Genomic DNA, 12,031 nt, shown 5'->3' on the forward strand with positions numbered 1-12,031 from the left:
TCTTATTTTTAATCATTAAATAATCAATAGTTAGTAATAGATAAAAATTACAGACTGTTATTGGGGTCAAATCTCCATATTCCTTATTATATAAGGCTTTCAGGCTTGTTCTCAATTCTCTCATGAATAATGCAGGCTAAATCACCAGGAACTGTATTGGCGATTGTCCAAGCCGGATAGTCTGTTCCTGATGTCCAATTAGCCTGCAACGGCTGCCCAGCAAACTGGAAATATGTCTTTCCGCGATCCTGGGACTCCGAAGCAGTTTGCAATGCAGGATATGCCTTTATCAAAGCCATGGCTAGATAGTCCCATTGGCTTTTGTCACCGAATGCCATAAGAATACTCCTTGAGAATAATATCTCGTTTTTTGGTTTTAAAGTGATTTTTTTAATCACCTTTGATAACAGAATAAAATTTATTTCTGCTAATTACAATCTATAAAATTAATACTTTTCTAATATATTTTTTTGGCACAATATTAATTTTTCATATTAGATTTATATTAGATTCAAAGCGTCACTTTATGATATGGTTGCCCAATCAATTAACTAGAACCAATGAATTAATAAGGCAAATTAAGAGATTCAACCTGAAGGTCTTACTGTTTCATGCTAGGCTAATTGTATATACAAAAAGTAATTCAACCTGAATGGACTTTGAATGGGACGAAAACAAAAACAAACAAAATCAAGAAAAACACGGTATTAGCTTTGAAGAAGCGCAAGAAATATTCAACGGAATCGTTTTTACCGCCATAGATGAACGATTTTTTGATAATGAGATTCGAGAAATCAGTATTGGGGCCATCCAAGGAGTTGTCATTGTCACTGTCGCTCATACTGAAAGAAACGGCAAAATTCGCCTAATTTCTGCCCGAAAAGCCACCCCCAAAGAAAGGAGACAATTTTATGAGTATCTCGCCCAAACGACTTAAAGAAATCGAAAATATTAGTGATGATGCCATTGATACCTCAGATATCCCTGAATTAGATGACGGTTTTTGGTCAAAAGCAGAAGTGGTCAAACCGTTAACTAAAACAGCCATTTCTATTCGTTTAGATAATGATGTATTAGACTGGTTTAAACAGCAAGGAAAAGGCTATCAAACTTTAATTAATGCTGTCCTTCGTTCTTATGTTAACCATCAAGAAAACAAAGAACTTTAGCGATCACCAATTGGTTCTATCTTAAAAATAGGTTGATTTTGGCTTTTTTATGCTCAAAGATTACAAGATTATTGATGCAGACTCCCATGTCATTGAACCTCCCGAAATGTGGGGCAAGTATATAGAACCTAAATTTAAGGAATTTGCCCCTTCTCCTGACATGAAAATTAAGGGGGAACCCATTGCCCGAAAAATATCTCTACAAGTTCAACAAGAAGCTAATAAGCAGATGATGCAAGCTTATCCTCATGCTTATCTCAATCGCTACAATCCCGAATCCCATGTACAAACAATGGTACAAATGGGGGTTGATATTGCCTTTCTTTATCCTACCTACGGACTGTGGTTATTTGCTATTGATAGCCTACCTGCTGAAGTCATAGGTGCATTTACTCGTGCCTATAATACTTGGCTGCATGAGGAATTTTGTAGCTATGACCCCGATAGGTTAAAAGGTGTGGGTGCAATGAATCAACATGATCCCCAAGATATGGTCAAAGAGCTACACCGCATTGCTAATTGGGGCTGGAAGGCTGTTTTTTTGCGCCCTAACCCCGTTAAAGGTAGAATTTTGAGTGATGAAGCATACGAACCCTTTTGGGCAGCTTGCGAGGCATTAGAAATAGCAGTGAGCATTCATGAGGGAACCCATAGCCGTTTACCGACTACAGGAATCGATAGATTCAATACCCGTTTTGCCCTCCATGCTTGTTCTCACCCCATGGAACAAATGATGGCACTATTGGCATTAATTGAAGGGGGAGTTTTAGAGCGTCATCCTCAACTTCGGGTCGGATTTTTAGAATCAGGTTGCGGTTGGCTACCCTATTGGTTATGGCGACTGGACGAAGAATACAAAAATTTACATTGGGAAGTTGAAAATCAGGTAAAATTGATGCCATCAGAGTATTTTCGCCGTCAATGTTTCATTTCGGTAGAACCTTCTGAACCCTATCTTGCTCAAATAATTAAATACGTCGGTTCTGACAATTTAATCTTTGGGTCTGATTATCCTCATCTGGACCATCAAGTAGATGGCGTTAAAAATCTCATAAAGCTTGAAGATATATTATCTCAGGAAATAGTGAGGAAAATTGTTTGGGAAAATCCAAGATATTTTTATAGCTTAAGTTAAAAGATAGGGTTAACAATCAATTATTCATTATCAACAAATTTGAAAAAAGAGATATTATGAATTCACCCCATTATTCCTTTAATCAACGAATACCAGCTTACCCAAGAGCAGTTAATTACGCCCAGCATTTAGACAAAATACTATATAAAGGATATCATAATGAGCTAAATGACGAGTATTTCGAGATACTTGTTGTTAAAGATACGATAAAAGATCAGTCGTGCGGATTACAACCTTATACAATTGAAACTGAATTGAAACTGGAAACAAAGTATCACTTCAAAAATCATAACAAGTATCCAGTTATTGAATATGATATCCAGACAGACTCCTGGAAGAATAATAAAACAATTGGAGATTTCTTACCAACAACAGGAGTTCGAGTTGACCACAAATTCATCGAACATCTGGCAGACAAGCATCAAATAGAAGCGGAACTTGCTGATTTTTCTACTGTTAGATATTTGTTACAAGGTCGAAAAATTTCACAACTTCTCACCAAGACATGGCTTGATTTAAAAGAAGTCAAACAAGGTTGGGAAAGAGATAGATTAAGCTATATTAAACAACTGGTTCTTTCCCATAATTTAGCAGTAGATGAACCGAAAAGGATTGAGACTTTATTTGACAAACTTAAGTCAGAAGATAAGAGGACTTATGTGATTACACCAGAGATGCGGAACTATAATGGAATACGTTTGAGTCTTTTGTTAGCAGGACAAGCTTATAAATATGTCGAAGAAAACGAATATGGGGATAACCCTGAAGGTTATGTCTTGATTAATGAGTCTTTGCTTAGTAGCTATGAAATAGCTCTTGAATATATTTTTAAAGTTTCTTGGGACACATTTTCAAGTTCCATAGCAGAGATTCAGCAACCTGGACTTAATCAAAGGGGTCCTTATTTAGATGTCACTCTCGGATATCCACCTCGACCTTCTCTCGGTTCTCAAACAACTTTAACACAAAATAAACTTCAAGCATGGGCAGATGCAGAAGAATCATCAGGAGACTTTCGGTTTTATCCACCTTACTCCGATGGAAAATATCAATCAGAAACTATAGAATATGTTATGCCTCCTTATCCTTATCTTCCTGGATCTACTGCTTGTTAGAAAAATCAGTAGTTTGCCATAAAATGTGCTATGTATAAAGCTAATTTGGGTTACATTGTGAACTTGAATTAGCTAATTTTTGGGTTGCGTCCTTATATTATGAAAATTGCTAAAATCCGATTTTCTCAAACTTACGATTAATTTGTAACTTCGATGAATATTATCAACGACTATAAAATTATTAGCAAAATTTATGAGAGTGCTAACTCATTAGTCTATCGAGGGATGTTATTAGAAAATAATCAACCCATTATTCTTAAAATTCTTAAGGAAAATTATCCCACTCCTTCAGAACTTACGAGATACAAACTTGAATATGAAATAACCCGTTCTTTAAATTTTGAAAAAGTAATTAAAGCTTATGATTTGCGACGATATGAACATAGTTTAGTAATATTTTTAGAAGACTTTGGAGGTCAGTCCTTAAAGTTATTAATTCACCAATACCAGTTTAATTTAGAAGAATTTTTAACCATTGCTCTTAAAATTACTGAAGGTTTAGCGGCCATTCACAAAGCTAACATTATTCACAAGGATATTAATCCTTCTAATATTGTTTATAACCGAGAAACGGGACAGCTAAAACTTATTGATTTTGGCATTGCAACTGCTATATCTCAAGGAAATCAAACCTTTATTAACCCAAATAAATTAGAAGGAACTTTAGCTTATATTGCTCCTGAACAAACTGGTAGAATGAACCGAGGTATTGATTATCGCAGTGATTTTTATTCTTTGGGTGTAACTTTGTATGAACTTTTAACTAATACACTTCCTTTTCAAACCACCGATTCAATGGAGTTAGTTCATTGTCATATTGCTCAACATCCTCCAAAACCCCATGAACTTATTTCTTCTATTCCCTCGACAGTTTCTGACATAATCATGAAATTGTTAGCAAAAACTCCAGAACAAAGATATCAAAGTGCTTTAGGGATTAAATTAGACTTAAAAAATTGTCTGACTCAATTACAAGCAAAAGGTAGAATAACTCCGTTTTCTTTAGGACAACAAGATATCTCTGAACAGTTTACTATTTGTCAAGAACTTTATGGTAGAGAATCAGCAATTGAAAAATTATTAAATACTTTTGAGCGTATTAGTCAAGGACAGGCTGAACTTTTCCTAATTTCTGGTTATTCGGGGGTTGGTAAATCTGCTTTAGTCAATGAAATTCATAAATCTATTACCTATCAAAAAGGCTATTTTATTAGAGGAAAGTTTGAACAATTAAAACGAGATATTCCTTACTCAGCAATTATCCAAGCTCTCCAAAATTTGATCAATCAGTTATTAACTGAATCTGAAATAAATCTTGAGATTTGGAAAGAAAAAATCTTAAATGCTTTAGGGAAAAATATTCATATAATGAGTATTTTTATTCCTGAAATCATCAAAATTATTGGTCAAACGTCAGAAAAGCCAATCTTACTAAATACAGACAATCAGAATTTATTTGATTTTTGCTTTAAAAAATTTATCCAAATTTTTGCCTCTTCAAAACATCCATTAGTCATCTTCCTTGATGATTTACAATGGTTAGACTTGCAATCTTTAAAATTGATTGAATTACTAATAGCTGACTTCAATTTTCACCATCTATTAATAATAGGTGCATATCGTGACAATGAAGTGACTGATACTCATCCTTTAATGTTAACACTAGAGAAACTTAATAAAACAAAAGCAAAAATTAATCAAATTTTGCTTCAACCTCTAAAGTTAAATCATGTCAACCAAATAATTTCAAATACACTCCATTGTTCAACAGAAATCACTAAACCTCTTGCTAAAATAATAACTTATAAAACAGGTGGCAATCCTTTCTTTATAAATCAATTACTTAAGTCTTTATACCAAGAAAAACTACTTGTATTAAATCCTTCTCAAGATTCTTGTACTCAAACAAGTTTATGGACTTGGGATATCAGAAAAATTCAGCAACTAGAGATTACTGACAATGTGGTTGACTTGATGAAGTCTAAAATAAAAAAACTAGATAAAAACAACCAAGAAATTATTAAGTTAGCTGCTTGTATTGGCAATACATTTGAGTTACAAACCCTGGCCATTATCAAAAAGGAATCTCTAACTATTATCTCTAACAAAATTCAGACAGCTATTAGAGATGGCTTAATTATCCCATTAGATAATGATTATAAAATTCCCTTACTTTGGACTGAAGAGGAATTCTCGAATGACACTTCAATAGAATCTTCTGCTTTTATTCCTGAATATCCTAAATCAATTCCTTACAAATTCTTACATGATAAGGTTCAAGAGGCAGCCTATACTTTGATTCCAGAAAAGAAAAAAAAACAAGTCCATCAACAAGTAGGTTGGCTACTGTTAGAAAATACTCAACAGGATCAACTCAATGATCATATTTTTGATATCGTTAATCATCTAAACATTGGCTCAGAATTAATTATTAATCAGTCACAAAGAGACAAAGTAGCTGAACTCAATTTTTCTGCAAGTATCAAAGCTCAAGCATCAGCAGCTTATCAAGCAGCATTTAATTACTCACAAATTGCAATCAAGCTACTTAATCCAGTTAAAATAGTAGATAATAAAAATGTAATCTCTGTTCACTTAAATTGGAATGATCCTTGGCAGCGAAACTATAATTTTACTCTACAATTATATTTAAAAATAGCAGAAATAGCTAGTTTAACTGGTGAGTTTGAAGAAATGGAGGAAAAGCTAAAAGTTGTCTTGCAACAAGCACAAAACCCACTAGACAAAGCAAAAGCTTATGAAATTAAACTTCAAGCTTATTTTGGTGAGCAGAAAAATTCGGAAGGGATGAAGTTAGGATTACAAGCTCTTGAACTTTTAGACGTAACTTTTCCTAAAGACAACAGTAGTAAATATTTAGAACTTCGTTTAGAACAAACAAAAGCAATTTGGTGTAATCAAAATATTGAAGACTTAATTGCTTTACAAAAAATGAGTGATACCAAAAAACAAAAAGCTATACAGATACTAATTCTTATTGCGGGAGTGAGTTCTGTTGGCTATCCGAAGCTTTTCCCTTTCTGTATCCTTGAATCTATTAATTTGCTCCTAAAATATGGGAATACTTATGGCTGTAGCAATGTTTATATACCTTATGGAATTATTTTATGTGAAGTAAGCAAAGATATTGAGTCTGGCTATAAATTTGGGCTGCTTGCTTTAAGTCTTTTAGAAAAGTTTGAGCCTCAAAAATATAAAGTAAAAACCTTATATATGTTTAATGGATTTATCAGACATTGGAAAGAACATCTTCAAGGTTCATTAACTTCTTTTTTAGAAGTGTATCAACAGGGACTAGAAACAGGTGATATGAGTTGGGGATGTTTAGCTCCTTTTATGTATTGTCTGCACGCATTCTGGGTAGGTAAAGAATTAAGGTCTCTAGCCCAAGAAATTGTTAAATATAAGACTGATATTCTCAAATATAAGCAAGAACTAAGTTTACGTTGGTTAGAATTATATCAACATTTAATTTTGGTTTTACTTAATAATACAGACAATTTTAATCAATTGAGCAGTGAAACCTATGATGAAGACAAGAAAGTGTCTTTCTACAAAAAAGTAAATGATCTACAGTCTCTCTGTTGGTTTTATATTAATCAATTATTTATATATTACTTATTTAAAAACTATAAAAAATCTTTAGATAATGCAACTTTAGCTAAAGAGTATTTAGGTATAGCTCTAGGATTATACACAGTCAGTATATTCTATTTTTACTATTCTTTGGCTCTTTTATCTAGCCTTCATGATCTTGAGAGTAATAACCAAAATAGCTTAATTAAACAAGTTAATGATAATCAGGGGAAATTACATCATTGGGCTACTCATGCTCCCATGAATTTTCAGCATAAATATGATTTAGTTGAAGCAGAAAAAGCAAGAGTATTCGGAAAAAATTTGGAAGCTCAAGAATTGTACGAAAAAGCCATTAAAGGAGCAAAACAATATGAATTTCTCCATGAAGAAGCCTTAGCCTATGAACGAGCCTCAGAATTTTATTTTGCTTTAGGTAGAGAAGAAATTGGAAAATTATATCTCAAAAATGCTTATCATTGTTACATTCGTTGGGGTGCAAAAGCCAAGGTTAAACAGTTAGAAAAAGAATATCCTCAGTATTTACTAGGAGTAACAAATCAGAATAAATCTAAAGGTCTTAGTACCACGATATCGACAACGGGAAATGATGGGGAAGTTCTTGACTTAACTACTGTTATAAAAGCCTCTCAAGCAATTTCCGGGGAAATAAAACTAGAAAATCTCCTAAAAAACTTAATGAAAATTGTGATTGAAAATGCAGGGGCGCAAAAGAGTTTTCTAATTTTAAATAATAATGATAATTTAGTCATCGAAGCTCAGGGAACAGTAGATAAGGAAGAAGTTGCTATCTTAAGATCAATTTCCATAGAATCAAAAAACCCTGAAAATTCACTTCCTATTCTACCAACTACTATTATCAATTATGTCGGTCATACTCAAAAATATGTAGTTCTAAATGATGCAGTTTCTGAAGGTCAATTTATTAATGATCCTTATATCATAGCAACACAAACTAAATCAATTCTCTGTACTCCTTTACTTAATCAAGGTCAATTAAAAGGTATTGTTTATTTAGAAAATAACTTAACCACAGAAGCATTTACCTCAGAAAGAGTGGAACTCTTAAATATCCTATCTGCTCAAGCTGCTATTTCTATTGACAATTCTAGACTGTATCAAACCTTAGAACAAAGAGTAGAAGAACGTACCAAAGAACTATCACAAACATTAGATGTTCTCAAAGCAACTCAAGCAGAATTAATTTTTGAAAATGACCTACTAAAAAGTAATGATAAACCCTCTACTTTTGATTATCAAGTAGGAGGAAGTTTACCGATGGATGCACCAACTTATGTGGTACGACAAGCCGATAGAACCCTTTACAAAGCTTTAAAACAAGGTCAGTTTTGTTATATTCTTAATTCCCGACAAATGGGAAAATCTAGCCTTATGGTTAGGATGATGAACCATTTAAACCATGAAGGTTATCAATGTTCAGCCATAGATTTAACTCGTATTGGGACTTCTAATATTACTGTTGAACAATGGTATAAAGGATTAGCTGTTGATTTATTACGAAATTTTGGGTTACGAAGAAAAGTTAACTTCAAAACTTGGTGGAATGAGCGATTAGATATTTCTCCTGTTCAAAGATTCGGTCAATTTCTGGAAGATATGTTATTAGTGGAATTGAATTCAACTACTCAAAACTCCCCTAAAAAGATATTTATTTTTATTGATGAAGTTGATAGTCTTTTAGGGTTAAACTTCCCAGTCGATGACTTTTTCGCTTTGATTCGTTCCTGTTATAATCAACGAATGATTAATGGAGAATCTAGATATCAGGATCTCACCTTTGCTTTTCTAGGGGTTGCCACTCCCTCAGAATTAATGACGGATAGTAGAAGAACTCCTTTTAATATTGGTCAAGCAATTGAATTAGAAAGTTTTAAAACCCATGAAGCACAACCTTTATTATACGGATTAGCTGAAAAAGTAAGTAATCCTCAAACCTTACTTCAAGAAATCTTAAACTGGACAGGAGGACAACCTTTTTTAACTCAAAAGTTATGTCGACTGATTCGTAATATAGAAATGCCTATTTCTACTAAAGATGAACCTGAATGGATAAAGAACTTAGTGCAAGATAAAATCATTAATAATTGGGAAACTCAAGATCAACCCGAACATTTAAGAACCATTAGAGACCGAATTTTAAACAGTACAAAGAGTCAACAACTTCTCACCCTTTATCAACAAATCTTAGATCAAAGACAAGTTATTGTTATTGATAGTCCAGAAGAACAAGAATTACGTTTATCAGGACTGGTGATTAAGCAAGATGGTTTTCTTAAAATTCATAACCGTATCTATGAATCGATTTTTGATTCGCATTGGGTTAAGTCCCAGAAATCATGATGAATAAGTAGTTTGCTCTTCTAAGTAACCTCGAAAAATGATGGGCAATATTTTAAACAAGAAATCAATTAATTATCTTAAATCAAACAAAATAATTTCTGTATCATCAGCTATTGCAGTTAACTCAATTTTCGATTCTTGATTGATTGTAGCACCATCTCCTTCTGAGATAGTTGCATCGTGAATTTTAGCTGAACCTTTAGCCATTTGCAACCATGCAGACTGATTATTAAGCTTATGGTTAATTATATCCCCTTTTTTTAAGACTGATGTAAAAATGTCAATATCTTGATGGATTTTAACAGAATTATCTCTGCCATCAGAAGAAGCAACTAATATTAATTTTCCTTGTTTTTGTTGTTTAGAAAAATGTTTCTGATCGTAACTAGGAGTAACTCCTTTTTGATTAGGAATAATCCAAATTTGTAGAAAATGAACTAACTTAGTTTTAGAAGCATTAAACTCACTATGAGTAATTCCTGTTCCAGCAGACATCCGTTGTACATCTCCTGGACGAATAATTGAGCCATTCCCAATACTATCCTTATGCTCTAATTCGCCATCTAATACATAAGTGAGAATTTCCATGTCCCGATGGGAGTGGGGACCAAACCCTTTACCAGCTTTAACTCGATCTTCATTAATTACCCGTAAATTGCCAAATCCCAGGTAATTTGGGTCATAATAGCTCCCAAAAGAAAAAGTATGCTTACTATCGAGCCAACCAAAGTTAGCATGACCCCTCGCTTGACTGGGACGAACAGTAATCATAATGTTAATCACTCCTTTCGGTTGAGATTCACTGTTTTTATTATGAATTGTTTTTCATAAAAAGACAATATACAATTTCAAAGACATATCGTATCTAAAATACTTACAATCATGGATAAATTAACGAGTACGTGCGCCTATCAAAGAGAATTAAATTTGCTAAAATTGTAAAGAAGAACTATCACCAGAAAGAATAAAACTCGACCAATAATAAGGATGTTGATAATTATCACCTTTATCACCATTTATCATTTCTAATTGTAACTCCCTTAAACCTTGCCTACGTCCTTTTTTCTCCTTTAATAACTTATTATAATAATCCACCATCAAATCTTTTGTTCCTTGGTCATCTACCCTCCATAAACTAATTATTTGAGTTTGAGAACCAGCAATTACAAAAGACCTTCTTAAACCATATATTCCCTCTCCAGTTTCCACCGTACCTAACCCCGTATCACAAGCTGATAAGACAATTAATTGGGTTCCTTTTAAATCGAGGTTCACCGCTTCGAGAGCAGTAAAAAGACCATTTTCTATGTCTCCATCCCCACGTTGTTGCACACCTGCTAAAGCTAAACCAGTGGCTGCTAAGGGATTAGAAAATTGTTGGGGAGCTACAAAAAAACCATGAGTAGCCAGATGAAGAATACTAGGACTTTGAACTTGTTTCAAGTTGAATTCGTTGGCTTGTTCTTGGGTAAAAATCTGAGCATCATCAAATAGTTTGGCAATTTCTGCAATCTCTTTGGCGGTTCCTGGTAACTTAGGCCAACCAATATTAGAAAGGGGAGAATAACGAGAATCCCCTCGTTGTGCCACAGTGGAGCTAGAGAGAACAAAATTGGGGTTGCCCATCAACACAGGAGGAGCCATAGAAGGACTATGAGCAGCTAAACGGATTAAATCTCGTCCGGAGCTTAGATAGGTAAAACGGTAATTTTCAACCAGATAGTTATCATTTTCGTCAACCAATGCTTCAAAGGGAATGAGGTTAAGTTCTCCATCTGGGGAGAGCAGTATTTGTTCATCCTGGTCGAGAAATGGACGTATTTTAGCAAAGACTAATTTTTCTAAAATTTGACCTCGCTCTTTCGTTTGTTTGATGGGAATATCTTGGGCTAATTGCAGACGAAAATTTTCCACTTTATCATCAATGGTTGCTGCTTCCCCTAAATCAATACCCAGAGGCTCTCCTGTAGAACGTAACACATAAGCACCGTAGCGATAAGAACCCCATCTGTTATTTTTTGGGTCATAAGTTTGATAGCGGACTATTTCGATTAAAACGGTATTGTCAGGAATTAAGGCTTGAATGGTTTCTAGGGTGACTGGTTCGGCTTCCACACGAAACCTGCTACTGATGCGACTGAGTTTAGCTTCTAATTGTTGAGTTTCCCTGGTTAGTTGCTCAATTTGTTGTCGATGTTCTTGAGGAGAGGTAATTTGTTCAGGTTTGAGATACTCTAAGTTAGTTAGTTGTGTATTGAGAGTGACTAATTGAGCTAATAAAGCTCTATTTTCAGGTTCTAACTGTTGTCGTAGGAGTTGTTGGTTCTGGGTGAGAAGGTCGAGAATGCGTCCTTTGCGTCGTAGGAGAGTGGTGAGTGCTTGACGAGCAGCCAGGGGGTTATCAGGACTATGTTGCAGATGCCAAGATATTGCCCAATTTGTACTCCATGATAAGGTAGCCATATATTGAAGTTTATTAGCTTCAGACCCCACAATGAGATGTTTAGTAAGGTTAGAGACTGTTTGTAAAGAAAAGATAAAGAAATTAGGCGGCACAGATTTGTGGTTATAAAACTATGGAATAAGTTTTTATGACAGTTTTATGAAGAGACGTTCTTATCCGTCAGATATAA

General features: G+C 34.1%; 8 protein-coding genes. 5 read left to right on the forward strand and 3 right to left on the reverse strand.

The annotated features are described in order from the left end of the window. Positions 1-86 precede the first annotated feature (86 nt). A complete protein-coding gene (locus tag QNJ66_RS24040) occupies positions 87-338 on the reverse strand; it encodes a hypothetical protein (protein ID WP_300511179.1) in 252 nt (83 codons plus the stop codon). A 314-nt stretch (positions 339-652) separates the two neighbouring features. On the opposite strand from QNJ66_RS24040, the gene QNJ66_RS24045 reads away from it, so the two are divergent. The 5 genes from QNJ66_RS24045 to QNJ66_RS24065 all read left to right on the forward strand — a co-directional run bounded on the left by QNJ66_RS24045 (position 653) and on the right by QNJ66_RS24065 (position 9,398). Continuing rightward, positions 653-937, forward strand: a complete 285-nt coding sequence (locus QNJ66_RS24045) for a BrnT family toxin (protein WP_300511180.1) — start codon at positions 653-655, stop codon at positions 935-937. After that, positions 912-1,169: a BrnA antitoxin family protein gene (locus QNJ66_RS24050; RefSeq protein ID WP_300511181.1), complete on the forward strand. Its 258-nt coding sequence runs from the start codon at positions 912-914 to the stop codon at positions 1,167-1,169. The genes QNJ66_RS24045 and QNJ66_RS24050 overlap by 26 nt, the downstream gene beginning before the upstream one ends. 49 nt (positions 1,170-1,218) lie before the next feature. Continuing rightward, positions 1,219-2,304 carry an amidohydrolase family protein gene (locus tag QNJ66_RS24055; protein ID WP_300511182.1) on the forward strand — a complete coding sequence of 362 codons (1,086 nt, stop codon included), beginning with the start codon at positions 1,219-1,221 and terminating at the stop codon, positions 2,302-2,304. Positions 2,305-2,360: 56 nt separating this feature from the next. Further along, entirely contained in the window at positions 2,361-3,419 is a 1,059-nt protein-coding gene (locus QNJ66_RS24060) for a hypothetical protein (protein WP_300511183.1), read from the forward strand. A gap of 153 nt (positions 3,420-3,572) precedes the next feature. Beyond that, positions 3,573-9,398 carry an AAA family ATPase gene (locus tag QNJ66_RS24065; protein ID WP_300511184.1) on the forward strand — a complete coding sequence of 1,942 codons (5,826 nt, stop codon included), beginning with the start codon at positions 3,573-3,575 and terminating at the stop codon, positions 9,396-9,398. 72 nt (positions 9,399-9,470) lie between these two features. On the opposite strand, the gene QNJ66_RS24070 is transcribed toward QNJ66_RS24065, so the two are convergent. Together QNJ66_RS24070 and QNJ66_RS24075 are read right to left on the reverse strand one after the other, a co-directional pair. After that, positions 9,471-10,169: a pirin family protein gene (locus QNJ66_RS24070; protein ID WP_300511185.1), complete on the reverse strand. Its 699-nt coding sequence runs from the start codon at positions 10,167-10,169 to the stop codon at positions 9,471-9,473. A 159-nt stretch (positions 10,170-10,328) separates the two neighbouring features. Then, positions 10,329-11,861 (reverse strand): CHAT domain-containing protein, encoded by a 1,533-nt coding sequence (locus QNJ66_RS24075; protein WP_300511186.1) that lies wholly within the window; start codon positions 11,859-11,861, stop codon positions 10,329-10,331. Positions 11,862-12,031 lie beyond the last annotated feature (170 nt).

It is taken from the genome of Crocosphaera sp., from assembly GCF_030064895.1.
Lineage (GTDB): Bacteria > Cyanobacteriota > Cyanobacteriia > Cyanobacteriales > Microcystaceae > Crocosphaera.